This window comes from Mesorhizobium sp. CA5 (genome assembly GCF_020165105.1).
In the GTDB taxonomy this organism is placed as follows: Bacteria; Pseudomonadota; Alphaproteobacteria; order Rhizobiales; family Rhizobiaceae; genus Mesorhizobium.
This window is the reverse complement of sequence record NZ_JAIUHJ010000005.1, coordinates 107,007-132,522: the sequence shown is the minus strand read 5'-3', so window position 1 is coordinate 132,522 and position 25,516 is coordinate 107,007. Positions and strand designations below refer to the sequence as shown.

20 protein-coding genes and 1 tRNA gene are annotated in these 25,516 nt (G+C 63.2%); 10 read left to right on the top strand and 11 right to left on the bottom strand.

Features of this window, described 5'->3' with window-relative positions; translation table 11 throughout:
- Positions 1-124 precede the first annotated feature (124 nt).
- Positions 125-1,030 carry a UTP--glucose-1-phosphate uridylyltransferase GalU gene (galU, locus tag LB529_RS08770; protein ID WP_140842140.1) on the bottom strand — a complete coding sequence of 302 codons (906 nt, stop codon included), beginning with the start codon at positions 1,028-1,030 and terminating at the stop codon, positions 125-127.
- A 235-nt stretch (positions 1,031-1,265) separates the two neighbouring features.
- On the opposite strand from galU, the gene LB529_RS08765 reads away from it, so the two are divergent.
- The 3 genes from LB529_RS08765 to LB529_RS08755 all read left to right on the top strand — a co-directional run bounded on the left by LB529_RS08765 (position 1,266) and on the right by LB529_RS08755 (position 4,351).
- The gene (locus LB529_RS08765) at positions 1,266-2,486 is read left to right on the top strand and encodes a lytic murein transglycosylase (protein ID WP_224543544.1); all 1,221 of its coding nucleotides are present in this window, start codon (positions 1,266-1,268) and stop codon (positions 2,484-2,486) included.
- Between the two features lie 110 nt (positions 2,487-2,596).
- On the top strand, positions 2,597-3,814 hold the full coding sequence (locus tag LB529_RS08760) for a DUF459 domain-containing protein (RefSeq protein WP_224710841.1): 1,218 nt from the start codon (positions 2,597-2,599) through the stop codon (positions 3,812-3,814).
- Positions 3,815-3,943: 129 nt separating this feature from the next.
- Positions 3,944-4,351, top strand: a complete 408-nt coding sequence (locus LB529_RS08755) for an MAPEG family protein (protein WP_224710840.1) — start codon at positions 3,944-3,946, stop codon at positions 4,349-4,351.
- Between the two features lie 41 nt (positions 4,352-4,392).
- On the opposite strand, the gene LB529_RS08750 is transcribed toward LB529_RS08755, so the two are convergent.
- The gene (locus LB529_RS08750) at positions 4,393-5,847 is read right to left on the bottom strand and encodes a glutamate synthase subunit beta (protein ID WP_224710839.1); all 1,455 of its coding nucleotides are present in this window, start codon (positions 5,845-5,847) and stop codon (positions 4,393-4,395) included.
- 197 nt (positions 5,848-6,044) lie between these two features.
- Positions 6,045-10,781 carry a glutamate synthase large subunit gene (gene gltB / locus LB529_RS08745; RefSeq protein ID WP_224710838.1) on the bottom strand — a complete coding sequence of 1,579 codons (4,737 nt, stop codon included), beginning with the start codon at positions 10,779-10,781 and terminating at the stop codon, positions 6,045-6,047.
- Positions 10,782-11,271: 490 nt separating this feature from the next.
- Here gltB and LB529_RS08740 point away from each other — a divergent pair, with 490 nt between their 5' ends.
- Together LB529_RS08740 and LB529_RS08735 are read left to right on the top strand one after the other, a co-directional pair.
- Positions 11,272-12,321 (top strand): threonine aldolase family protein, encoded by a 1,050-nt coding sequence (locus tag LB529_RS08740; RefSeq protein WP_224710837.1) that lies wholly within the window; start codon positions 11,272-11,274, stop codon positions 12,319-12,321.
- A 25-nt stretch (positions 12,322-12,346) separates the two neighbouring features.
- The gene (locus LB529_RS08735; protein WP_224710836.1) at positions 12,347-13,240 is read left to right on the top strand and encodes an MBL fold metallo-hydrolase; all 894 of its coding nucleotides are present in this window, start codon (positions 12,347-12,349) and stop codon (positions 13,238-13,240) included.
- 9 nt (positions 13,241-13,249) lie between these two features.
- Here LB529_RS08735 and LB529_RS08730 read toward each other — a convergent pair whose 3' ends face one another.
- Complete coding sequence (locus LB529_RS08730; RefSeq protein ID WP_224710835.1) at positions 13,250-14,002, bottom strand: sulfite exporter TauE/SafE family protein; 753 nt, start codon at positions 14,000-14,002, stop codon at positions 13,250-13,252.
- A 138-nt stretch (positions 14,003-14,140) separates the two neighbouring features.
- The gene (locus LB529_RS08725) at positions 14,141-14,608 is read right to left on the bottom strand and encodes an Hsp20 family protein (protein ID WP_224710834.1); all 468 of its coding nucleotides are present in this window, start codon (positions 14,606-14,608) and stop codon (positions 14,141-14,143) included.
- 615 nt (positions 14,609-15,223) lie between these two features.
- On the opposite strand from LB529_RS08725, the gene LB529_RS08720 reads away from it, so the two are divergent.
- Complete coding sequence (locus LB529_RS08720; RefSeq protein ID WP_224707790.1) at positions 15,224-16,180, top strand: alpha/beta fold hydrolase; 957 nt, start codon at positions 15,224-15,226, stop codon at positions 16,178-16,180.
- A gap of 295 nt (positions 16,181-16,475) precedes the next feature.
- Entirely contained in the window at positions 16,476-16,928 is a 453-nt protein-coding gene (locus LB529_RS08715; protein WP_224707789.1) for a hypothetical protein, read from the top strand.
- 57 nt (positions 16,929-16,985) lie between these two features.
- On the opposite strand, the gene hisN is transcribed toward LB529_RS08715, so the two are convergent.
- Both hisN and LB529_RS08705 read right to left on the bottom strand, forming a co-directional pair.
- Positions 16,986-17,759 (bottom strand): histidinol-phosphatase, encoded by a 774-nt coding sequence (gene hisN / locus LB529_RS08710; protein WP_140632455.1) that lies wholly within the window; start codon positions 17,757-17,759, stop codon positions 16,986-16,988.
- Positions 17,760-18,116: 357 nt separating this feature from the next.
- Positions 18,117-19,073, bottom strand: a complete 957-nt coding sequence (locus LB529_RS08705; protein ID WP_224524158.1) for an N-formylglutamate amidohydrolase — start codon at positions 19,071-19,073, stop codon at positions 18,117-18,119.
- Between the two features lie 150 nt (positions 19,074-19,223).
- Here LB529_RS08705 and cpdR point away from each other — a divergent pair, with 150 nt between their 5' ends.
- From cpdR to LB529_RS08690, 3 genes are all read left to right on the top strand, one after another.
- Positions 19,224-19,586, top strand: coding sequence for a cell cycle two-component system response regulator CpdR (gene cpdR, locus LB529_RS08700; RefSeq protein WP_006199474.1), 363 nt, complete (start codon positions 19,224-19,226; stop codon positions 19,584-19,586).
- Between the two features lie 115 nt (positions 19,587-19,701).
- Positions 19,702-19,776, top strand: a tRNA-Val gene (locus LB529_RS08695).
- Between the two features lie 212 nt (positions 19,777-19,988).
- The gene (locus LB529_RS08690) at positions 19,989-20,657 is read left to right on the top strand and encodes an outer membrane protein (protein ID WP_224710833.1); all 669 of its coding nucleotides are present in this window, start codon (positions 19,989-19,991) and stop codon (positions 20,655-20,657) included.
- A 41-nt stretch (positions 20,658-20,698) separates the two neighbouring features.
- Here LB529_RS08690 and LB529_RS08685 read toward each other — a convergent pair whose 3' ends face one another.
- From LB529_RS08685 to LB529_RS08670, 4 genes are all read right to left on the bottom strand, one after another.
- Positions 20,699-22,129: a hypothetical protein gene (locus tag LB529_RS08685; protein ID WP_224710832.1), complete on the bottom strand. Its 1,431-nt coding sequence runs from the start codon at positions 22,127-22,129 to the stop codon at positions 20,699-20,701.
- The gene (gene fcl, locus LB529_RS08680) at positions 22,116-23,084 is read right to left on the bottom strand and encodes a GDP-L-fucose synthase (protein WP_224603674.1); all 969 of its coding nucleotides are present in this window, start codon (positions 23,082-23,084) and stop codon (positions 22,116-22,118) included. The genes LB529_RS08685 and fcl overlap by 14 nt, the downstream gene beginning before the upstream one ends.
- Before the next feature lie 12 nt (positions 23,085-23,096).
- Positions 23,097-24,203: a GDP-mannose 4,6-dehydratase gene (gmd, locus tag LB529_RS08675; RefSeq protein ID WP_224710831.1), complete on the bottom strand. Its 1,107-nt coding sequence runs from the start codon at positions 24,201-24,203 to the stop codon at positions 23,097-23,099.
- Positions 24,204-24,283: 80 nt separating this feature from the next.
- Positions 24,284-25,438 (bottom strand): dihydrodipicolinate synthase family protein, encoded by a 1,155-nt coding sequence (locus tag LB529_RS08670; RefSeq protein ID WP_224710830.1) that lies wholly within the window; start codon positions 25,436-25,438, stop codon positions 24,284-24,286.
- Positions 25,439-25,516: the final 78 nt, after the last annotated feature.

Genomic DNA, 25,516 nt, shown 5'->3' with positions numbered 1-25,516 from the left:
GGTCAGGCCGAGTCGAGAACGGTGGCTTCCGAGAACCGGAGCTGAGCGTACTCAAAGTACGTGAGCACCGGAAGCGCAGGAAACTGCCGTTCGCAGACCGGCCTCACCTGAATATCGGCATAGGCTAAGACGCGGCGCCGCGCCGCTCTACCGGCCGCACCTCGTCCAGCAGCGTGCGGATGACGCCGGCCATGCTTCCGTTCATGTCGCTACGCCAGAGCGCGAAGGCGACATTGGCCTCGACGAAACCTTCCGGCGAGCCGCAATCGAACGTGCGCCCCTTGTAGTGATAGCCGTAGAAGGGCTGCTCTTTCTCCAGCTTCAGCATCGCGTCGGTCAGCTGAATCTCGTTGCCGGCGCCACGCTCCTGGCTCTCCAGGATGCCGAAGATTTCCGGCTGCAGGATGTAGCGGCCGTTGATGTAGAGATTGGAGGGCGCGGTCCCCTGTTTCGGCTTCTCCACCATGCCGGTGATGCGGAAGCCGTGATGCGCGTCCTCGCCGCGGCCGACGATGCCGTATTTATGCGCTTCCGCCGGATCGCATTCCTGCACGGCGACGATATTGTTGCCGGTCTCGGCATAGAGTTCGACCATACTCCTCGTGCAGCTCTTTTCCGACTGCATGATCATGTCCGGCAAAAGCAAGGCGAACGGCTCCTCGCCGACCAGCTCGCGGGCGCACCAGACGGCGTGGCCAAGGCCCATCGGCACCTGCTGGCGCGTGAAGCTCGTCTGTCCCGGCGCCGGCTGAAGCCGCTGCAGGCGGGCGAGCTGATCGTCCTTCCCGCGCTGGGCAAGCGTGTCATACAGCTCGAACTGGACGTCGAAATGGTCCTCGATGACCGCCTTGTTGCGTCCGGTCACGAAGATGAAATGCTCGATGCCGGCCTCGCGTGCCTCATCGACCACATATTGGATGACCGGCCGGTCGACGACGGTGAGCATTTCCTTCGGGATGGCCTTGGTGGCCGGAAGAAACCGCGTGCCGAGGCCGGCGACCGGGAAAACTGCCTTGCGAACGCGCTTCATGCTGACACCCCCTGCGTTTCAGCCAATTATCCGCTCGGCGGCACGCTCCGCAATCCCCCAAACATTTCCCGACGGAAATCATTTTCACGCCGGAATGTTGGATTAAGGGCGAGCAGTGAACGTGAGAACTAAAAGCCGCGACACCTCTTTTCGTTCCCCGCGGGACCTATGGTAAACCAAATGCTAACCCGGTTCGGCGTTGAATGATCTTCCTGATTTGACGAAGGAGGAAATGATGTCCGTTCGCAACACCGCGAGGCGCCTGACGGCACTGGCGACGGCCGCCGGCCTCACGCTGGCCTTGCTGATGCCCGCCGGACCCGCTTTCGCCGATGCCGGATTCCGCCAGTGGGTCTCGGATTTCCGCGCAACCGCGGTGGCGGGCGGCGTTTCGGGGGCGGTCTACGATCAGTCCATGAGAGGCATCGAGCCCGACCCGGTCGTGCTGGAAAAGGCCCGCACCCAGCCGGAATTCACCGCGCCCGCCTGGGACTATTTCGACAACCGCGTGCACGACCAGGCAGTCGCCAACGGCCAGGCGATGGCGAAGAAATGGAGGCCGTGGCTCGATCGCATCGAGGCGCGGTTCGGTGTCGACCGCAACATCCTTTTGGCCATCTGGTCGATGGAATCGAACTATGGCGAGACGCTCAAGCGCGACGACATCATGCGCAACGTCGTCCGCTCGCTGGCGACGCTTGCCTATGGCGATCCGAAGCGGTCGAAATATGCCCGCACCCAACTGATCGCGGCCTTGAAGATCCTGCAGACCGGCGACATCGATGAAAGCCATCTGATGGGCTCCTGGGCAGGCGCGATGGGCCAGACCCAATTCATCCCGACCAGCTACCAACGCTATGCGGTCGACATGGACGGCAATGGCAAGCGCGACATCTGGAGTTCGATCCCCGACGCGCTGGCGACCTCTGCCAATCTGCTCAAGAAGAACGGCTGGCAGGCCGGCAAGACCTGGGGCTATGAGGTCTCCATACCGGCAGGCAAATTGCCCGGCGGCGCAAAGACGATCGCCCAATGGCAGGCGCTCGGCGTCGTCAGGGCCAGCGGCAAGCCGTTCAAGAACCTGACCGACAAGGCGACGTTGAAAGTGCCGGACGGCCGAGGTGGACCCGCCTTCCTGATGATCAGGAATTTCTCTGTCATCAAGGCCTACAACAACGCCGACAAATACGCTTTGGCCGTGGGCCTTCTGGCCGACGAGATCGCCGGCGGCACCGGCCTGGTGCAGGACTGGCAGCGGCCTTTCACCAAGCTCAGCTTCGAGGAACGGCAGGAACTGCAGAAGCGGCTTTCAGATCACGGCTACTATGACGGCAAGTTCGACGGCAAGATCGGCGACGGCTCGAAAGCCGCCATCATGGCCTACCAGGCCAAGGTCGGCTTGAACCAGGATGGCTATCCGAGCCTGGAAGTGCTCAAATGGCTCCGCAAGCAGTAAAGCCTGGGGAAGCGCCAGCATCCTCTCAAAGACGGCAAGGATGCTGTAGCGCTTCGGCTTGCATGACTTTCCCACGTCTTCCGGTCATGCGCCAAGGGATGGAGAGGTGTTTGGTTTCGGTTGCGCGTATCAGGCAGGGCATTCGCCGGGCGCCGATCCTGGTTCTCGCCCTGGCCGTGCTCGTCGTCACTGCCGTCGGCGCCTTCCACGCACCGGCATTCGCGCAGGAGGAAAGCCGCGGCTGGTCGTTGCGTGACCTTCTGTTCCCGCGCCGCAGCGAACGCGTCGAGCCACCGTTCGAGATCCAGAAATCAAGGCCGAAACCGAAGAAGAAATCCAAGCCGCGCCCGCCGGCCGAGCCGGAAACGCCGATCGTCGAGAAGACGAACGACGCCCATGTCGTGCTGGTGGTCGGCGATTTTCTGGCGGGCGGGCTGGCCGAGGGCCTGGACACCGCCTTTGCCGACAATCCCGCAGTCAGGATCGTCGCCCGCGCCAACGGGTCGTCGGGCTTCGTTCGCGACGATTTCTATAACTGGCCGGTCGAGATCAAGTCGTTGATCGAGACCGAGAAGCCGTCGGCCGTGATCGTCATGCTGGGCTCCAATGACCGCCAGCAGATGCGGGTCGGTGAGGTGCGCGAGCAGCCGCGCTCGGAGAACTGGACCAAGGAATACGAGCGCCGCGCCGATGCGCTCGGCAAGGCCATCCAGGACACCAAGGTGCCGTTCCTGTGGGTCGGCATGCCGGCTTTCGGTGTGTCGAAGATGAACTCGGACATGCTCGCCTTCAACGACATCTACCATTCGGTCGCCGAAAAGCATGGCGGCGAATTCGTCGACGTCTGGGACGGCTTCGTCGACGAGAACGGCGCTTTCGTCACCTCCGGCCCGGACATCAACGGCCAGCCTGTTCGCCTGCGTTCCGACGACGGCATCAACGTCACCAAGGCCGGCAAGCGCAAGCTCGCCTTCTATACGGAAAAGCCGCTGGCGAAGATCCTGGGCTTGGCGGCGCCGGGAAGCGTCACGACCGTGTCGGCGCCGGCCGGCGCTCCGGTCGAGGCGCCGAAACCGGCCGCGGCGCCCGTCATCGTCGACCGCACCGCGCCGATGCTTCTCGGCGACCCGGCACTCGACGGCGGCACCGAGCTGCTCGGCGCCGCGCAGCCGGCCAGGGCCGATCCGAACCTGCCAGGCGAAAAACTGATCGTCGAAGGCAAGGCGCCCGCCGCCTCGCCGGGCCGCGCCGACGATTTTTCGTGGCCGCCGAAGACGCAGCCGGCGACAGCAGCCGTCGAGTCGGACCCCACGCCCGCCAGCCCTTAATCGACGTCCATCGGATTCGTCGGGATATCCGTTAAGGAGATCACCCTTAGATCGTCCTGCGCGAAAGCGATTTCACGCCAGGCCGAACAATGGCATTGTTCTATTCGGCTGGGATTACAGGGGGCGAACATGTCGGCGACGGGCTATGCCTTGCTTGGCTTCGTAACTTGGACCCTCCTCCTGCTTGTATGGATGGAGATCCTGCGCACCCATCTTGTGGTGAGCGGCCGCATCCCGGCAAATGGCTTCACGCCGGATAACGCGGGTCTTTCGCCCTTTTTGCAGCGGCTTGCGCGAGCCCACGCAAATTGCATTGAGGGACTCCCGATATTCGGGGGCCTCATGGGCGTTGCCATGATGACTTCGCGGACGGGGATCACCGACCCACTTGCATACTGGTTTATTGCCGCGCGGCTAATCCAGTCGGCCATTCATCTGGCGTCGACAAGTCCAAACGCGGTCAAGGCTCGATTTTCCGCGTTCGCGGTCCAGATGGCCATCGGCCTCTACTGGGCGGTAAAGCTGCTGGCCGGTTAGCGCTTCAAGAAAGCTTACGGCTCAGTGAGTGCTTTGAAGCCTTACCGCGGCAGCACCGTCGATCCCATCAGCGCCTCGTCGATCGAGCGCGCCGCCTGGCGGCCCTCGCGGATCGCCCACACCACCAGCGACTGGCCGCGGCGCACGTCGCCCGCCGCATAGAGCTTGTCTACGCTGGTCCTGTAATCGCGATCGTTGGCCTCGACATTGTTCGAGCGGCGGCTGTCGGTGACGACTTTGATCTTGCCGTCGAGCTCCTTCATCAGGCTGTCGCCCGCCGGACCGGCGAAGCCGATGGCGATGAAGGCGAGATCGGCGCGGATGACGAACTCGCTGCCGGCGATCGGCTTGCGCTTGTCGTCGACCTCGCAGCAGCGAACACCGGTCAGCTGGCCTTCCTCGCCGATGAACTCGAGCGTCGCCACCTGGAATTCGCGCTCGGCGCCCTCGGCCTGCGAGGAGGACGTGCGCATTTTCGTCGCCCAGTAGGGCCAGACGGCAAGCTTGTCTTCCTTCTCCGGCGGCTGCGGGCGGATGTCGAGCTGCGTCACGCGCACCGCGCCCTGGCGGAAGGCGGTGCCGATGCAGTCGGACGCGGTGTCGCCGCCGCCGACGACCACGACATGCTGGCCACCGGCAATGATCGGGTGCGAGGGCCAGGCCACCGACTGGATCGGCTCGCCGCCGACGCGACGGTTCTGCTGCACCAGATAGGGCATCGCGTCATAGACGCCGCTGAGGTCGCTGCCCGGAATGCCGGCCGGACGCGGCGTCTCCGAACCGCCGCAATAGAGCACAGCGTCGAATTCCCCGAGCAGATCGGCCGCTTTCATGTCCACGCCGACATTGACGCCGCAATGGAAGGTCACCCCCTCGCCCTGCATCTGCTCGATGCGCCGGTCGATATAGTGCTTCTCGATCTTGAAGTCCGGTATGCCGTAGCGCATCAGCCCGCCGGGGCGGCTTTCGCGCTCATAGACATGCACGTCATGACCGGCGCGGCCGAGCTGCTGCGCCGCTGCCATGCCGGCCGGGCCTGAGCCGATGACGGCAACGCGCTTGCCGGTCTTCTTCTCCGGCGGATAGGGCCGGATGTGGCCGGTCTCATAAGCCTTGTCGGCGATCGCCTGCTCGACCGTCTTGATGGCGACCGGAATGTCCTCGAGATTCAGCGTGCAGGCTTCCTCGCAGGGCGCGGGACAGATGCGGCCGGTGAACTCGGGGAAATTGTTGGTCGAATGCAGGTTGCGGATCGCGTTGTTCCAGTCGCCATTGTAGACGAGGTCGTTCCAGTCCGGGATCTGATTATGGATCGGGCAGCCGGTCGGCCCGTGGCAGAACGGAATGCCGCAATCCATGCAACGCGCGGCCTGTTTCTCGACCTCCTTGTCCGACATCGGCAGCGTGAATTCACGGAAGTGCCGGACGCGGTCCGAGGCAGGCTGGTACTTGTGCACCTGCCGGTCGATCTCGAGAAAGCCTGTTACCTTGCCCATAGTCCAGTCCCTGCTGTCCGAAGGCACGCTTTTGTCGCGCACCCGTTAACCCCATAAGGCTGCCGTGGCAACCGCACCTGTTGGAGCATGACCTTCGCCGAAAACCGGTTCCCACTTGTCGGGATCATGCTCTGGAGGTCAGGATTGTTGGTGAGGAGGCCGGCCGGAAAGTCATCTTCCGGGCCGTGCCCGAAAACCTATTCCGCCGCCACGCTCATACGCATGCGTTCCATCTCGATCAGTGCGCGGCGATATTCCACCGGCATGATTTTCCGGAATTTCGGCCTAAAATTCTGCCAGTCGTCGAGGATCTCACGGCCGCGCACCGAACCGGTGAAATGCACGTGGTTCGAGATCAGCTGGTAGAGCCGTTCCTCGTCATGGCTGGTCATGTCGCCCGACACGTCGACGCGGCCCTTGTGGTCGAGGTCGCCGCCGTGATGGAGCAGCTTCTCCATCAGGTCGTCCTCTTCCGGGACAGGCTCGAGCTCGACCATCGCCATGTTGCAGCGCTCGGCGAAATCGCCCTTCTCGTCCAGCACATAGGCGACGCCGCCCGACATGCCGGCCGCGAAGTTGCGCCCGGTCTTGCCGAGCACGACGACAATGCCGCCGGTCATGTATTCGCAGCCGTGGTCGCCGACGCCCTCGACGACGGCCGCCACGCCGGAATTGCGCACGGCGAAACGCTCGCCGGCGACGCCGGCGAAATAGGCCTCGCCTTCGGTGGCGCCGTAGAGCACCGTGTTGCCGACGATGATCGAGTCCGCCGCGACGATCTTGGCCTCTTGCGGCGGGCGGATGACGATGCGGCCGCCCGACAGGCCCTTGCCGACATAGTCGTTGCCGGCGCCGACCAGCTCGAAGGAGACGCCGCGCGCCAGGAAGGCGGCGAAGGACTGGCCGGCGGTGCCGGTCAGCTTCACCTTGATCGTGTCCTCGCGCAGGCCCTTGTGCTTGAAACGCTTGGCGACTTCACCCGACAGCATGGCGCCGACAGAGCGGTCGACATTGCGGATCGGCAGCTCGATGGTGACCGGCTGCTTGGCGTCCAGCGCCGGCTTCGCCAGCTCGATCAGCTTGCGGTCGAGCACGTCGTCGATCGGATGCTTCTGCCGCTCGGTCCAGTGCAGCGCCTCGTGCGGCGCGTCCGGCTTGAAGAACATCTTGGAGAAATCGAGCCCGCGCGCCTTCCAGTGTTGGATGACGTCGCGCTTTTCCAGGAGATCGGTGTCGCCGATGATCTGGTCGATATGGGTGAAGCCCATGTCGGCAAGCAGCGCCCGCACCTCTTCCGCCACGTAAAAGAAGAAGTTGATGACGTGCTCTGGCGTGCCCTTGAAGCGCTTGCGCAACACCGGGTCCTGCGTCGCCACGCCGACCGGGCAGGTGTTGAGGTGGCACTTGCGCATCATGATGCAGCCGGCCGCGATCAGCGGCGCGGTCGAGAAGCCGAACTCGTCGGCGCCGAGCAGCGCGCCGATGATGACGTCGCGCCCGGTGCGCAGGCCGCCATCGACCTGCAGCGCGACGCGCGAGCGCAAGCCGTTGAGCACCAGCGTCTGATGCGTTTCGGCAAGGCCCATTTCCCACGGGCTGCCGGCATGCTTGAGCGAGGTCAGCGGCGAAGCGCCGGTACCGCCGTCATAACCGGAGATGGTGATGTGGTCGGCGCGCGCCTTGGCGACGCCCGCCGCGACCGTGCCGACACCGACCTCCGACACCAGCTTGACCGAGACGTCGGCCGCCGGATTGACGTTCTTCAGATCGTAGATCAGCTGCGCCAGATCCTCGATCGAATAGATGTCATGATGCGGCGGCGGCGAGATCAGGCCGACGCCAGGCGTCGAGTGCCTGACCTTGGCGATGGTCGCGTCGACCTTGTGTCCGGGCAACTGGCCGCCCTCGCCGGGCTTGGCGCCCTGCGCCACCTTGATCTGCATGACATCGGAATTGACCAGATACTCCGCCGTGACACCGAAGCGGCCCGACGCGACCTGCTTGATCGCCGACCGTTCCGGGTTCTTGCCGCCGCCGGGCAGCGGCAGGTAGCGGTCGGCCTCTTCGCCGCCCTCGCCGGTGTTGGACTTGCCGCCGATGGCGTTCATGGCCCGCGCCAGCGTAGTGTGCGCTTCCCTGGAGATCGAGCCGAACGACATCGCCCCGGTCGAGAAGCGCTTGACGATCTCGGCCGCCGGCATGACGTCCTCGATCGCGACCTTCTTGCGGCCGGTCTCGTCCGCTGTTCTGATCTTGAACAGGCCGCGAATGGTCTGGGCGCGCGCGGTCGCGCTGTCGATCTGCGCCGAATAGTCCTTGAACGTGTCCCAGGAGCCCTGCCGCACGGCGTGCTGCAGGCTGGCGACGGCATCGGGCGACCACATATGCGCCTCGCCGCGCATGCGGAACATGTACTCGCCGCCAACCTCGAGGTTGTTGCGCAGCACCGGATCGCTGCCGAAGGCGTCGCTGTGGCGGCTGAGCGTCTCGGTGGCGATCTCGTCCAGGCCGACGCCTTCGATCAGCGTCGCCGTGCCGGTGAAATACTTCTCGACGAAGTCCGACTTCAGCCCGATGGCGTCGAAGATCTGCGCGCCGCAATAGGACTGGTAGGTCGAGATGCCCATCTTGGACATCACCTTGAGGATGCCCTTGCCGATCGACTTGATGTAGCGCGAGACCACCTCGTATTCGTCGACCTCTTCCGGCAGCTCGCCACGCTTGTGCATGTCGAGCAGCGTGTCGAAGGCGAGATAGGGATTGATCGCCTCCGCGCCGTAGCCTGCCAGGCAGCAGAAATGATGCACCTCGCGCGGCTCGCCGGATTCCACCACGAGGCCGACCGCGGTGCGCAGGCCCTTGCGGATCAGGTGATGATGCACGGCCGCCGTCGCCAGCAGCGATGGGATCGCGATGCGGTCGGGGCCGACCTGGCGGTCGGACAGGATAATGATATTGTAGCCGCCGGCGACCGCCGCCTCCGCGCGCTCGCAGAGCCGGTCGATAGCGCCTTGCATGCCGGCGGCGCCCTCGTTCGAGCCGTAGGTGATGTCGATCGTCTTGGTGTCGAACCTATCCTCGGTGTGGCCGATGGAGCGGATCTTTTCCAGATCGCCATTGGTCAGGATCGGCTGGCGCACCTCGAGCCGCTTGCGGCGCGACGTGCCGACGAGGTCGAAGATGTTGGGCCGCGGCCCGATGAACGATACCAGGCTCATCACCAGCTCCTCGCGGATCGGGTCGATCGGCGGGTTGGTGACCTGGGCGAAGTTCTGCTTGAAATAGGTGTAGAGCAGCTTCGACTTGTCCGACATCGCCGAGATCGGCGTGTCGGTGCCCATCGAACCCACCGCTTCCTGGCCGGTGGTCGCCATCGGCGCCATCAGAAGCTTGGTGTCTTCCTGCGTGTAGCCGAAGGACTGCTGGCGATCGAGCAGGCTGACATCCTTGCGCAGTGCGCGCGGCTCGACCGGCTTCAAATCTTCGAGGATGAGCTGCGTGTTGGCGAGCCAGGTCTTGTAGGGGTGCCTGGTCGCGATCTCCGACTTGATCTCCTCGTCGGAGACGATGCGGCCCTTGGCGAGGTCGATCAGCAGCATGCGGCCGGGCTGCAGCCGCCACTTCTGCACGATCTTTTCTTCCGGCACCGGCAGCGCGCCGGCTTCCGACGCCATGATGACGCGGTCGTCGTCGGTGACGATGTAGCGCGCCGGGCGCAGGCCGTTGCGGTCGAGCGTGGCGCCGATCTGGCGGCCGTCGGTGAAGACCACCGCCGCCGGTCCGTCCCACGGCTCCATCAGCGCCGCATGGTACTCGTAGAAAGCCTTGCGGTCGGCGTCCATCAGCTTGTTGCCGGCCCAGGCTTCCGGGATCAGCATCATCATGGCGTGGGTGAGCGAGTAGCCGCCCTGGAACAGGAACTCGAGCGCGTTGTCGAAGCACGCCGTGTCCGATTGGCCTTCATAGGAGATCGGCCAGAGCTTCGAAATGTTGTTGCCGAACAGCTCGGAATCGACCGAGGCCTGGCGCGCCGCCATCCAGTTGTTGTTGCCGCGCACGGTGTTGATCTCCCCGTTGTGCGCGACCATGCGATAGGGATGCGCCAGCTTCCATGACGGGAAGGTGTTGGTCGAGAAGCGCTGGTGGACGAGGATCAGCGCCGTCTCGAAACGCGGATCCCTGAGGTCCTTGTAATAGGCGCCGACCTGGTAGGCCAGGAACATGCCCTTGTAGACGATGGTGCGCGCCGACAGCGACACGCAATAGGCGCCGACATCCTTGTTGTCGTTCTCGGCATAGATGCGGCCCGAGATCACCTTGCGCAGCAGGTAAAGCCGCGCCTCATACTCCTCGTCGTCCGGAATGTCGGCCGTGCGGCCGATGAACACCTGCCGATGGAACGGCTCGGACGCCACGATGTCCGGCGCCTTCGACAGCGACGAATTGTCGACCGGCACGTCGCGGAAGCCGATAAGCGGCAGCCCTTCCGACTGCGCCGATTCGGCGATGATCTCTTCGATATGGGCGCGCAGCGCCGCGTCTTGCGGCATGAACCAATGGCCTACGCCGTATTGACCGGCCGGCGGCAGTTCGACGCCCACGACCGCCATTTCTTCGCGGAAGAAAGCGTCCGGGATCTGCACCAGAACGCCGGCGCCGTCGCCGACCAGCGGATCGGCGCCGACGGCGCCGCGATGGGTGAGGTTTTCCAGCATCGCCAGACCGTCCTCGACGATCCCGTGCGACTTCACGCCCTTCATATTGGCGATGAAGCCGACGCCGCAGGCGTCATGCTCGTTGCGCGGATCATAGAGGCCCTGCGCGGTCATGCCGTTGGCGGTTCGCAGCCCTTTGGCCAGGACGGTATTTTTAACGGCTGCCGCTTTCGTCTGCGCGGCCTGGCCGTTGATCGCAGATGGCGTCAGTTCCGTCATCGTCCTATCCTCCGTTCTCCACCTTGGCCCCGACTGTCTCGGGACGCTGGTTTGCCTTGGGAAGCATGATGCTTCCCCTTCATGTTGCTGCACGTCTCGCGAAATCCACCGAACCAAACGGCTATACGCCCGGTTCGCATCCGGTATCGTACAGGCCAGAGCCGGGCCGTCTACCCGCCGCTCGCGACAATGGCCGAAATGGCAGCGATGATACGCCAGTCCGGCCTGTTTTGTGCGACAAAATAAGACAGCACTACTGTCCTAAATTTTTTATGGCAGAAATCAGACAGCCGCACAAGACCGATTCACAAAAAACTTGGGCGCCGCGCGACACAAAATTTCGTGACGGGCGCCGGAAACGCAAGCTTTGGTCCAGGCATTTTGGCGTCGATTGCTGGCTTCACCGCTTTGCCCACGATTGGCCCTTGCGCTTCGACTGCCGAAGCGATCAAGTCCCGCCGCTTTCGCCAATCACGATACGGACTTTTCGATGTTCTTTGCATCCGACAACTGGGCGGGCGTCCATCCCGACATTTCGGCCAACCTGTCGCGCCATGCCGCAGGCATCGCGACCGCCTATGGCGACGGCGATCTGGACCGCGCCGTCTATCGTCGCTTCAACGAGATCTTCGAGCGCGAGGTGCAGGTCTTCTTCGTCGCGACCGGCACGGCGGCCAACGCGCTTTCGATGGCTGCGTTGAACCGCATCGGCGGTATCGCGCTTTGCCATTACGAAGCGCATATGAACGTCGACGAGTTCGGCGCGATGGGTTTCTACACCGGCGGCGCGCGCATGGCGCCGGTGGCGGGACCGCTGGGGCGCATGACCCCGGAGGCTCTCGACCGGACCATCAAGCGATATTCGCAGGACCTGGCCCCCGCCGGCCAGCCGATGGCGGTCACCGTGACCCAGGCGACCGAGGTCGGCACGGTCTACAGCGTCGACGATGTCAAGGCGATCGCCGAGGTCAGCCGCCGCCACAAGCTGCCGCTGCACATGGACGGCGCGCGCTTCGCCAATGCGATTGCCGCGACCGGCGTCAGCCCGGCCGAAATGACCTGGAAGAGCGGCGTCGATCTTATATCCTTCGGCGGCACCAAGAATGGCTGCTGGATGGCCGATGCGGTGGTGGTTCTCAATCCGGATGTCGGCAAGGATCTGCGCCTGCTGCGCCAGCGCGCCGGACAGACTTTTTCCAAGGCCCGCTTCATCTCGGCCCAGTTCGAGGCCTATTTCACCGACGATCTGTGGTTGAGGATGGCAGGCCACGCCAATGCGATGGCCGCGCATCTGGCCGAGACGATCGAGGATGCGCCGGCCGGCAAGCTCGCCTGGCTGCCGCAGGCCAACGAAGTGTTTGCCATTCTCGGTCGGGCCACCGCGGAAAAGCTGCAAGCGGCCGGCGCCAAATTCTACGAATGGGGCGTGCCGCAGGGGTTCGATGGCCACCTCGGCGATAGTGAAGCGATCTACCGCTTCGTCGCCAGCTTCGCCACCACGACGCAAGAGATCGACCGTTTGGGCCAGTTGCTTGGCTGAGCTTGTGGCACTCGGGAGCAGCCAGATGACCAAGCCGTCTCTCGGCTCGACGATGCGGCTGGTCCGTCCGGCGCCGAACGTGCTGGGCTTCTATGACGGCCGCATCGAAGGCTTTCGCATCTGGTCGCACGAGCCGAACTGGCTTGACGACGGCGCTTACACGCTTGGCATCTGCACCTATGCGATCGTCGATGGGTCGCAGGCGCTTGTCTATGACACGCACATATCCCTGCCCCATGCCCGCTTCGTCCGGAAAACCCTTGAGGAGATGGGCGTAACCTCGATGCGCGTCGTGCTCAGCCACTGGCACGATGATCATATCGCCGGCAACGAGGTGTTTAAGGATTGCGAGATCATAGCCAACCGCCTCACCGCCTTGGCGCTCGAACGCGGCCGAACTGAAATCGAGGGCGGCAACCCGCCGATCAAGCCGCTCGTGCTGCCCAACAGGACGTTTGACAACAGCCTCAGCCTGACGGTCGGAGGGATCCCCGTCGAACTGCGCCAGGTCGAGATCCACAGCCATGACGGCACGGTGCTGTTGATGCCTGACGCCGGCCTGCTTTTGGCAGGCGACACGCTGGAAGACTCGGTCACCTATGTGTCGGAGCCGGAGCGCCTGAGCCAGCATCTGGTCGACCTTGGGCGCATGTCCAGCTGGCAGTTCGACCGGATCCTGCCCAACCACGGTTCCTTTGAGGCGATCGAAGCCGGCGGCTATGACAGAAGCTTCATCGACGCCACCGAGGCTTACGTCCGAAAGCTGCTTGCCTGCCGGCAAGATCCCGACCTAGCCAAGCAGGATCTGCGGACCTTCGGCGCCGAGATTTTCGCCACCACGGCGACCGAGTATTTCGCGCCATACGAAGCCGTTCACCGGCGGAATGTCGAAGCCGTTCTTGCGGCAAATAATAAGTAGGCCCTGCAGCTAGGCCACAAAGGGCCGCAGCAACAACTCGACGCCGAGCAGGACCAGAAAAATCAGGAACCAGCGGCGAAAAGTTGCCGGGCTGATCTTCCGGCGCAGGATTTGCCCCAGCCACATGCCGAGCAGGGCCGGCAGCACGGCAAGCGAGGACATCGCCAGATGTCCCGCCTCGAAGACGCCATGCGAGGCAAGGCCCAGCGCCAGGGCGATCGTCGACACCGTGAAGGAAAGACCGAGCGCCTGGATCAGATCGTCCCGGCTCAAGCCGAGCGCCTGGATGTAAGGCACGGCGGGCATTACGAAGACGCCGGTGCCGCCCGTGACCAGGCCGGTGAGGAAACCCACGGCCGGCGACGACCAGCGCTCGCTTTTCTCGGGAACGACAGGCTGCCGCGCGAGCAGGCTATAGGCGGCATAGATGATCAATGCCGCGCCGAGGCCGGCGGTCGTCCATTTGACATTGTCGCTGGCGAGCAGCCGCGAGCCGGCGATCGTGCCGATCAGAATGCCCGCCATCATCAGCCAAAGCCGGCGCAGGACCGCCGAAAAACTCGGGCCGGCGAAAAGCTGCCAGACATTGGTGACGAAGGACGGCACGATCAGCAGCGACGCCGCGGTCACCGGCGGCATGATGGTGCCAAGCAATCCCATGGCCAGCGTCGGCAGGCCCATGCCGGTGACGCCCTTGACGATACCGGCGAGCAGGAAAGTGATTGCAACGGTGAGTGTCAGCAGCAGGGAAAAGTCGGACATCGCCGCCCTTCATGATCCGCCGCTGCATGCTTCAAAAGAGCCAGAACGGCGCGTTGCCGGTGGCACAATGAAAAGCGGCGCCTCGCGGCGCCGCTTTCGTCTCGGGAGGAGACTGGTATTACGGATGGACCCCGCGGATTACGCGGCGGCCTTGGTTTCGATCTGCTTGGCCTTGTCCGCGGACGAGGTGATCGCGATCTTGCGCGGCTTCAGCTCCTCGGGAATGTTGCGCTTGAGGTCGACGAAGAGCAGGCCGTTCTTCAGCGTGGCGCCTTCCACTTCGACGTGGTCGGCGAGCTGGAAGCGGCGCTCGAAGGACCTCGAGGCGATGCCGCGGTAAAGCAGCTCGGAACCCTCGCCGTTGTTCTCTTCCTTGCGCTCGCCCTTGACGGTCAGCACGTTGCGGTGGGCTTCGATCGAGATTTCGTCTTCCGAGAAGCCGGCAACGGCCATCGAGATGCGGTAGGCGTTCTCGCCGGTGCGCTCGATGTTATAGGGCGGGTAGGTCTGCGCGGTCTCGGGCTGGCCGAGTGAGTCGAGCATGGTGAACAGCCGGTCGAAGCCGACGGTCGAACGATAAAGCGGGGAAAAATCAACGTGACGCATGAGTGTTCTCCTTTGAGCAACATGGTTTGCGTATGACCTGGTGCGAAACCCTCGAAAGGCGTTCCGGATAGGCCAGCGGCCCCGACATCGGCGGCCACAGCATTCATTTGGGAAGCTCAAAAAGCCATTTCAAGGTTTCCTTGGTCGCAATGCAGCCACGTTCATGAACGGTGGATGAACCACGGCTTCGGCATCCGTTCAGTCATGCGGCATTAGGCTTTGGTCAAGTTCGAGCAATTCCAGGAAAAGTGTGAAGCGGTTTTCCGTCCGGAATTGCGTCAAGACAGAGAGACAAGCGGCGCCCCCCTTCCCTGCGCCGCGACGAGGCCGAACCGGGTGCAACGTCCCTTCCTCCCGGATCGACAGAGGCCGGAAGTGCACCGCAGGCACTTCCGGCCTTCCCCGCGCTACAGCGCCGCGCGTCCTCTGGACGCGCTAAGGACGAAGTAGCCCTTTTGATTTCGCGCATGATCCTTTCCGAAATCGATTCCGATTTTCGGGGGTCATGCGCGGCAACCGCGTAAATCCTCGCAACGCCTTTGCTTTTGCCGCCTGGCCGTCTATCACCATGCCGACGCCTCGCCCGTCCGGGCAAAGAACAAGCAACGACGCCGCATGACGGATCTTTTCCATCTGACCGAGGACAATCCCGCGCCGCAGAATGCCGCGGGCGGCTTCTTCACCACACGCGACGGCAAGAAGATCCGCTATGGCGTCTTTGCCGCTGTCAGCCGCCCGCTGCAGGGCACGGTGGTTCTGCTGACCGGGCGCAACGAATGCATCGAGAAATATTTCGAGACCATCCGCGATCTCGCCGATCGCGGCTTCGGCGTCGCCATCCTCGACTGGCGCGGCCAGGGCGATTCCAGCCGCCTGCTGCGTGACCGCCAGCGCGGCTATGTCCGCAGCTTCCGTGACTATACGCGCGATCTCGAGCAATTCTTCGAAGAAATCGTGCTGCCCGACTGCCGCGGCCCCTATTACATCCTCGCGCACTCCACGGGCGCGGTGATTGCGCTGCTTGCCTCGCCGTCGATGGTCAACCGGGTGCGACGCATGGTGCTGCTGGCTCCTTTTCTCGAGGTGCCGGACCTGCCGGTCTCGATCGCCACGGTCCGGCGCGTCTGCACGGTTTTCTGCGCGCTGGGTCTCGGCCGGCTCTATGCCGCGCTCGGTCCGCGCCCGAAAGTGCCGCCCGCTTTCGAGGTGAACAAGGTGACCTCGGATCCTGCGCGCTACCGGCGCAATGTCGGTATCTACGAGGCCTGGCCGCAGCTCGCGCTCGGCGGTCCGACCATCCGCTGGCTGAGGGCCGCCGCCGCGGCCGCGAAAGCCGTCAGCGATCCGGATTTCATGGCAAGGGTGAAGGTGCCGATGCTGATCGTCGCCGCCGGCGCCGACCGGGTGGTCTCGACCAAGGCGGTGGAGGCCTATGCCAGGAAACTGCGCGTCGGCTCGCTGTTGATGATCGACGGCGCTCAGCACGAAATCCTGCAGGAGAAGGACATATATCGCGAGCAGCTCCTGGCCGCTTTCGACGCCTTCATTCCCGGCACCGGCGATGCCACTTGACGCCCGGTCGTGGGGGGCCGCCGCTGGCGGCGCGTTACGGCCGGCACACGAGCTTCATGGCCAATGGGTTCGCGACCTCGGCGCTCCGTCCGCCAAATCTCGGCTGAAAGCTGCCAGCGTTGCCGGCGTTGTCAGCTGCATAGTCATTCCCAATCCTGCGGCAAACGCGGGCACAAACGGCTGACTGGAAGGCGCGCCCGCGCGGGAGCGACACCTCGTTTCCGCCAAGGCACGGAGCGCTAGATACCTTCCGGGCGCCATGCGCCAGCTGAGAGTGCCGGGAGGAGGAACGGACATGAACGCATCGCTGTCACGTCAGGGGCATCGCCTGTTGCAGATCGGCGTCGCCCTGCTGCTGTTTTCGTCGTTCGAAGGATTTGCAATCCCGTACCTCGCCGCACCGCGCCTGGGGCTGTCGGCGCATACGCTCAGCGGCCTGGAGGCCGTTCTCCTGCTGGCGCTGGGTCTCCTTTGGGAAAGGCTCAATCTCAGCGCCGCCGCATCGCGGGTTGCGTTCTGGCTTCTGATCTATTCGGCTCTTGCCATTCTGGCCGCCTACGTGATGGCGAGCGTCTGGGGTGCCGGCAACGAGACGATGCCCCTGGCGGCCGGAGCCTTCCACGGCAGCGCCTTTCAGGAGACGGCGATCAAGGGCATCGGATATTCGTCGGCGCCAACCGGCCTCATTGCTTTCGCGCTCATTCTGTGGGGCTTGCGCCTTGCAGACCCTTCGTCAACCGAGAGCTAGAGCGCGCCGCAGTCTGCACCGGCTTTGCATGAAACGGTCTCTTGGGCCGCCTGGTGCTCAGCCGCGCAGCGCCGCCATCGCTGCCGCGTGAAGCTCGGGCGTCGCTGCCGCCAGTATGTCGCCGCCCTTCTCTGCCGGCCCGCCTTCGAAAGTGGTGATGACGCCGCCGGCCTTCTCGATGATCGGGATCAGCGCGACGATGTCGTAGGGCTTCAGGCCCGGGTCGGCGACGATGTCGATGCTGCCGGCCGCCAGCATGGCGAAGGCGTAGCAATCGGTGCCGTAGCGGGCGAGCTGCACCTTTGTCTCGAACTGGTCATAGCGCTTGCGCGCATCGCCCTGGAACAATGCCGGCGTAGTCGTGAACAGCGTCGCTTGCGCGAGTTCGGTCGTCTTGCGGGTCGCGAGCCGGCGCGGGCCGCCCGGTCCCTCATAATGCGACCCGGAAGCGTTGGCGTAGAACAGCTCGCCGGTGAAGGGTTGTGACATCATGCCGGCGACCGCCTCGCCGTCGACGGTCAGCCCGACCAGCGTTCCCCACACTGGGATGCCGGAAATGAAGGCGCGGGTGCCGTCGATCGGGTCGATCACCCAGACATGTCGGCTGGCGAGATTCTGGCTGCCATGCTCCTCGCCGAGGATGCCGTGCTCGGGATATTCGGACGAAATCAGCGCCCGGATCGCGCGTTCGGCTTCGCGATCGGCCTCGGTTACCGGATCGAAGCTTCCCGCAAGCTTGTTGGTGACCGCCCCCTGGCTGCGGAAGCGCGGCAGGGTTTCGGCGGCGGCGGCATGCGCGATGCGCCGCATGAAATCGGTGCTGATATCCAAGTCGCTCTCCCCCATCGCGGCCGTTGCCGGCTGCCTGTTTCTCGCGGAACAGGCGCGCTGAAGACCGGTCAGACGCCCGTTTTCTGTTGCCCGAATGTCACATGTGAGCCGCCGAAGCGGAATTTCCACATCATATTGAATTAAAAAAGCCCGCCGTCGATTGACATTTGTGCGGCGCACAATAATTTTGTCATCGGACAGGTTTTCCTGTCCATGCCCTCCTTGGGCGTTTCCTCCCTAGACTTCGACCGTGTCGTGAAAACGATGCGGTCTTTTTTTCAGGCAATTCCGGGAAAGTGTGAAGCGGTTTTCCGTCCGGAATTGCGTATACAAGAACTCGGCGCGCCAACCGCGCCGTCATTCCGCCGCAAGCGGCAAATCGACGAAATGGTGGTCGGGCATCGACATCAGGTCGGCCGAGAAGCGGGTCAGGTCGCAGGCCAAGGCGTCGAAGCCGGCCGATTTCTGGAACGTCCGCTCGTCCATGTAAAGCCCGCGATTGACCTCGATCTGCAACGCATGCAGATGCCGCGCCGGCCTGCCGTAATGTTCGGTGATGAACCCTCCCGCATAGGGCTTGTTATGCGCGACGGTGTAGCCCATGCGGACAAGCAGGCCGATGGCCATCTCGGTGAGCGCCGGCGAGGCCGAAATTCCGAACCGGTCGCCGATGATGAAGTCGGGCCGCACGCCGTTGTCGCCGACGCGTATGCTGGCCGGCATCGAGTGGCAGTCGATCAGCACGGCATAGCCGAACCTGGCATGCGTTCTGGTCAGGAGCCGCTTCAGCGTCTCGTGATAGGGCTTGTACACCGCTTCGATGCGCGCCACGGCCTCAGCCAGCGGCAGGCGGCCGGGATAGATATCGAGGCCTTCGCCGACAAGCTTCGGCACCGTGCCCAGCCCGCCGGCGACACGCGCCGAACGGATGTTGCAGAAGGACGGGACCGGCTCCGCGAACATGCGCGGATCGAGTTCCCACGGCTCGCGGTTGACATCGAGATAGGCGCGCGGAAAATTGGCCGCCAGCAGTGGCGCGCCGAGCGGCACGGCGCCGCCGAAAAGCTCCTCGACATAGCAATCCTCCGACCGGCGGATGGCGTTGCGGTCAAGCCGCGCCATGGCCAGGAAGCGCTCCGGATAGTGGCGGCCGCTATGCGGTGAGTTGAACAAGAAAGGGACGCGCTGCTCGGCGCCCGATCGGATTTCGAAGGGTGGGACGACCGAAAAATCCTCGGCTGCCGTTCTCAATTTGCACGAACCAGGAAACAGCACTGCATCATGACGTAAAACTTGCCACCTTGCGTGCGGCATGTCCAGCATTTCGGGCGACGAAACCGCAGCTTGAACCGGATGCGGGACACCCTTCATTCACTTGATGTTTACCGACACATCCTCATATACAGCATGGTTAACAGCCTTGCCCTGCGGCAGGCTTGGGGCGGGTGATTCGGACGGGATATGATGGCACGCATTCTGCTGGCGGAAGACGACGACGATATGCGCCGCTTCCTCGTCAAGGCGCTGGAACGCGCCGGCTACCAGGTAAGCGATTTCGACAATGGCGCCAGCGCCTATGAGCGGCTGCGCGAAGAGCCTTTTTCGCTGCTCCTGACCGACATCGTCATGCCGGAGATGGATGGCATCGAGCTTGCCCGCCGCGCCACCGAGATCGATCCGGACCTCAAGGTGATGTTCATCACAGGCTTTGCCGCAGTCGCGCTCAATCCGGATTCCAAGGCGCCCAAGGACGCCAAGGTGCTGTCGAAACCCTTCCACCTGCGCGATCTCGTCAACGAGGTCGAGAAGATGCTGCAGGCGGCCTGAGCCACCTCGGCAGGCATCGACGATGCGCCGCGCCGATGCGACAAACGGAAGCCGTCTTTCCACATTCCCGCTATTGACGCGCCGGATCAAAAGTGGTGTATGCGCGGCTTCGGATGGGCGTGTAGCTCAGCGGGAGAGCACTGCATTGACATTGCAGGGGTCACAAGTTCAATCCTTGTCACGCCCACCATCCTACCACTAAATTAGCCGATCTCCGCCAGTGAACCCGCGCACACCGGCTGGGTATATTGCAGCCTCCGCCCGGCCTAGCCTCCGGTCGCGCGCGGCACGTCAGGCTAAGCTCCTCCAGCGCCACTGTTGCCGCTGTGTTACAGCGCAACCCCTGAAAGCCATGCTATCAACCCTTAGGTGCAATGGCGGATCGGGAGCGACAGGCGAATTATGAGGAAAGTTCTACTCACGTCGGCAATGCTTGTTGGGTTTTGTTCGTCAGCCTTTGCTGCGGATGCATTGTCAGTCGAGCCCACGTCTTACAATTGGACAGGCGCCTATATTGGCGCGGTGGCCGGCGTCAATTTTCTCAAGGGCGATGTGACGATCCCCAATTACGATCCGACCGGATATGATGGCGACAGCACATCGGCATCGATTGGCGGCCAAGTAGGCTATCAATACCAGTTCGACAACAATTTCGTTATCGGAGCGGAGGCTCGTCTGGTTGCGGTGTTCAACAAGAAGACGGTGCCGACCATCGACAGTGAAACATTCGAGACCGCTGCCGATTGGCAAGGCGACATCGTCGCCAAGGCCGGATATGCGATGGGCAATTTCCTACCCTACGTTAAGGGCGGCGTGGCCTTCCTGCACCTGCACGATACCGGATATAGCGTTCTCGGTTTTGGCGATACCAAGTTTGACAGGACTTATACCGGCTGGACGATCGGTGTCGGCGCCGACTACGCGCTCAATGACAAATGGGTTGTCGGCCTTGATTACGCCTACGCGCATTTCTCGGACCATAATTTCCAAAACGACAGCGCGTTGGTTGGTCCAACATTCGTCAAGCCCAGCACCCATACGGTTTCTCTGAGTCTGAACTACCGCTTTTGATCTCCCTAATGCAGCCGCGGCAAAGACCGCAGCGGCGGTCCCTATATTCGAATCCCCGCCTTCCAGAGTCGCAGCCGCGCCTTCGCCAGAGGACCCGACTGAGGCGTCGTCAATGGCCGTATGTGCCGTTTGATTCTCTTGAACAAGGCATTGGCCGGTTCCGCATCCAGCGACTTCGCAATCATCCGCAGAGCCGGCTTCACCTTCCCGAATGTTGCATGGAGGATATGCGCCGAGCACGCCGCGGCGTAGGGATGCCCCTCTGCGGCCGCCGCGAAGAAGGACTCGAAATCTTTCGACATGACATCGCCGCGCCATGTCCGGCAGACCAGCACGCCAATCGCTCGCAACGGCATTGCGGAAGAGGCTTCGAACTGTCTTGTCATGAGCGCCTTCAAAACGGCCTCGCCGGACCGGTAGTCGCGTTCGTGAAAAAAAGCCGCCGCGATTTTGAGCGGATAGACGTCGTTGGGCGGATCCAGCGCGTGAGCCTTTTCCAGGATGTCTCTTGCTCGCGCGGGATTGATTTGATCCTCGAGATCGAGAAACGCGGTTTGATAGCCGAAGGCCGCCTCGAGCGGGTGGTAATCGCCCTGATGTCGGCTGAGTTCGGCCAGAATCATTTCCGCGGCTCTCGAACCGTCGAACAAGGTTTTCGGATGGACGAGACCGACATCGCCCATCATCGATGCGACGGACGCATAGACGCTGCCGCCTGCATAGATTTTCTGGCACCGCGCCATCAGCCTCATCTCGAAGAATGCCTTGAGCGTCTCATCTGCGAATTCCGCCGATCCCAGATCGTCGCCCAGCAAGGCTCCCGTTTCCGACCGCAGATATTCGAGCGTTTCACGATCCTGACCGATCAGAAGAGTTGTCAGGCCTTTTGACGAAAGCTCCGACGCGACAGCCTTGACCAAGGTCGAGGCCACTACCTTGTCGCTGAAATGCAGCATGAAGCGATACTTGCCGCGCACGATGTCGCCGCTGCGAAGATGCACAGCGGCGATCGGCCCCGGAAATGGGCACCTGTCGGCGGCGTCGAGCGCCTGATTCACGGCCTTGGAAAAACCGAAACCCCGCAATGTCTCCGATCGTCGGACGAGTTGGGGTCCGCCCTGAAAATGATCCGGTATCTCAAACTCGTTGCAGATCCAGCCGCGAAACCTTCGCCGTGCCGCCGCGGCATCGAGACTGGCATGGCTAAAGGCTACCTCTTCCAGAACATCGAAACCCAATGGTTCGACCGTCTCCCCCAGCCAGTGCTTCTCGATGAAATCGGCGGAGAATATCTTGTCGACTTTCTCGACCGAGTGAAATTTGTCGTCATGGATCGGCTTCCAGGCAAAGCCGAAGCGATAGCCGAGCGTGTCGGCAAGCGCCTTGGCGTTGACCATAGCCAGAAGCCGGCCGCCCAAGCCGTCCTCCCTGGTCGCCGCGATGAGTTTCGATTGAGAATCATGCAGCGCCAAGACGGATATCGCCTTTCTCGACATGGTCGAGGAACCAGGCATAGGTCTGTTCCAATCCATCTCGAAGCGAATAGGCCGGCCTCCAGCCGGTCTTGAACAGGCGCGAGACGTCCATCAGCTTGCGCGGCATCCCGTCCGGCTTCGTCGGATCGAACGCGATCTCGGCGCCGGCGCCGACGACCGATACGACGGTGCCGGCAAGCTCCGCGATGGTGATGTCCTCACCGCTACCGACATTGACGTGGCCGTCGCCGGAATAAGTCTTCAAAAGCCAGACAAAGGCGTCGGCGGCGTCGTCGACATGCAGGAATTCTCGCATCGGCCGGCCCGAACCCCACACCTGCAGGGTCTTTTGATTGGTTAGCTTCGCCATATGCGCCTTGCGCATCAGCGCAGGCACGACATGACTGCTGTCGAGGTCGAAATTGTCGCCCGGACCATAGAGATTTGTCGGCATGGCCGAGATGTAGTCGACGCCATGTTGGCGCCGGTAGGCCTGGCAAAGTTTCAACCCGGCGATTTTGGCGACGGCGTACCATTCGTTTGTGGGTTCGAGCGGGCCGGTGAGCAGCGCGTCTTCCGGGATCGGCTGCGGTGCAAGCTTCGGATAGATGCAGGACGAGCCCAGGAACAGGAGCTTCTGCACCCCGCTGCGAAAGGCGGCCTCGACGACATTGGTCTGCACGACGAGGTTTTCGTAAAGGAAATCCACCGGGAAGCTGTCATTGGCCAGGATGCCGCCGACCTTGGCGGCCGCCATGATCACCGCGTCGGGCCGCCGGTCCTCCATCCAGCGGCGCACGCCGGCCTGGTCGAGAAGGTCGAGCTCGCTGCGCGCCACGGTCACGATCTCGCAATCCTCGCCAGCCAGGCGGCGCACCAGGGCCGAGCCGACCATGCCGCGGTGGCCGGCAATGAAAATGCGCTTTCCTTTGAGATCGAAACTCTTGTCCATAAGCGCGGAGTCCTAGGTTGAACGGCCGTTGCGCCAAGTAGCGCCGGCGGCGCGCACCAGGTCGGCCCGAACCATTTCCGCTACCAGATCCTTGAAGCCGATGGTGTGCGACCAGCCCAAAACCTTTCTTGCCTTGGCGGCGTCGCCGACCAGCGTATCCACTTCGGTCGGCCGGAAGTAGCGCGGATCGATCCGCACAAGCGCGGCGCCGGTGGCTGCGTCGATGCCGACTTCATCGGCGCCGCTGCCCTGCCAGCGAATGCGGTGTCCGGCCTCGGCGAAGGCGAGCTCCACGAATTCGCGCACCGAATGCGCCTCGCCGGTCGCGAGCACGAAATCGTCCGGCTCGTCATGCTGCAGGATGCGCCACATGCCCTCGACATAGTCGTGCGCATGGCCCCAGTCGCGACGTGCGTCGATATTGCCGAGATAGAGCGTGTCCTGCAGGCCGTGATGGATCGCAGCAACGGCGCGGGTGATCTTGCGGGTGACGAAGGTTTCGCCACGCGTCGGGCTCTCGTGATTGAACAGGACGCCGTTGGCGGCGAACATGCCATAGGCCTGGCGGTAATTGACCGTGATCCAGTAAGCATAAAGCTTGGCTGCCGCATACGGCGAGCGCGGCCGGAACGGCGTGCTCTCGTTCTGCGGAGCTTCGACCGCATCGCCATAGAGCTCCGAGGTCGAGGCCTGGTAGAAGCGCACCGATTTCTCGAGGCCGAGAATGCGGATCGCTTCGAGAAGCCTGAGCGTCCCCAGCGCATCCGCATTGGCAGTGTATTCCGGCGTCTCGAAGCTCACCTGGACATGGCTTTGCGCGCCGAGATTATAGATCTCGCTGGGCTTCGTCTCCTGCACAAGGCGGATCAGATTGGTCGCGTCGGTCAGATCGCCATGATGCAGAAAGAAGCGCGCGGCGCTCTCATGCGGATCGACATAGATGTCGTCGACCCGCTCGGTGTTGAAGGAAGACGACCGGCGTTTGACGCCGTGGACGACATAGCCCTTGCCGAGCAGCAGCTCGGCCAGATAAGCCCCGTCCTGCCCGGTAACCCCGGTGACAAGCGCAACCCTGTTTGCCAGGGCGACCTTGTCTGCCGGGGCGACTTTGTCCGCCATTGCCATGTGCGCCCGCGCCTATTTTTCGGCAAGCGAATACGATTTATCGCCGAAACGCAAATCCCCGCACGGGGACCGGCTTAAACGCCCGCGACCGCCAGCAGGGTCTTCATCCTGGCGACGGCAAGATCGGGTTCGACCAACAGCCCGGCCTGGTCGGAGAGCTGGAAGACTTCCGCGTAGTGGCATATGCCGCGCGCCGATTGCATGCCGCCCACCATCGTGAAGTGGTCCTGATGCCCGTTCAGCCAGGCCATGAAGACGATGCCGGCCTTGTAGTATTCGGTCGGCGCCTCGAAGATTTTTCGCGACAGCGGCACGGTCGGCGCCATCAGCGCGTCATAGCCGACCTTATCGCCCTCCGCCAGCTTCGCCAGCGCGGCATTTGCCACCGGCGCGATGGCGTCGAAGATGCCGAGCAGCGCGTGCGAGTGTTTCCTGCCGTCGCCGGCAATCAGTGCGGGATAGTTGAAATCGTCGCCGGTGAACATCACCACCCCGTCGGGCAGCCTGTCGCGCAGCCGCACTTCCTTCTCCGCGTCGAGCAGCGATATCTTGATGCCTTCGACCTTGCCCGCATGCCGCCCGATGATGGCGACGACCGTGTCGAGCGCCGCGTCAAAATCGTTGCTGCCCCAATAACCCTTGAGTGCCGGATCGAACATGTCGCCCAGCCAGTGCAGGATGACCTTGCCCGATGCCTGGGACAGCATGCGCTCATAAACGCGGGCATAATCGTCCGGCCCCTTTGCCACCGCCGCCAGCGCGCGGCTCGCCATCATGATTGCCTTGCCGCCCTCGCCTTCGATGAAGGCGAATTGCTCTTCATAGGCGCCGATGACGTCGTCGAGCGTCTTGGCCGCCGCCGGCGCCAGGTGATCGGTCCCCGCTCCCGAGGCGAGGTCGGCGCCTGGCACCGTTTTGGCTTCCGCGATCGAGCGGCGGATCAGCTCCTTCGCGCTCGCCCAGTCGAAACCCATCCCGCGCTGGGAGGTATCCATGGCTTCGGCGATGCGAAAGCCGAGCCGCCACAGATGATGACGGAACGCCATCGTCCTGTTCCAGTCGACCGCCGGCCGCGACCACGGATCGGTCATGGCGATGGGATCGGCAACGACATGGGCGGCGGCATAGGCGATGCGCGAAAAGCGTGCGCCCTCGATCGGTTCGACCGGTTTGCCGACAAGCCGGTAGCTGACGCGGTCGCCGTTTGCCGCAGGCAAGGTGATGTCCATGGAACTCTCCCGTGCGGTCGCTATAAATGGAACGTTCCAATAAATCAAGAACCTTTATGATCCACGGCATCCAAGCCG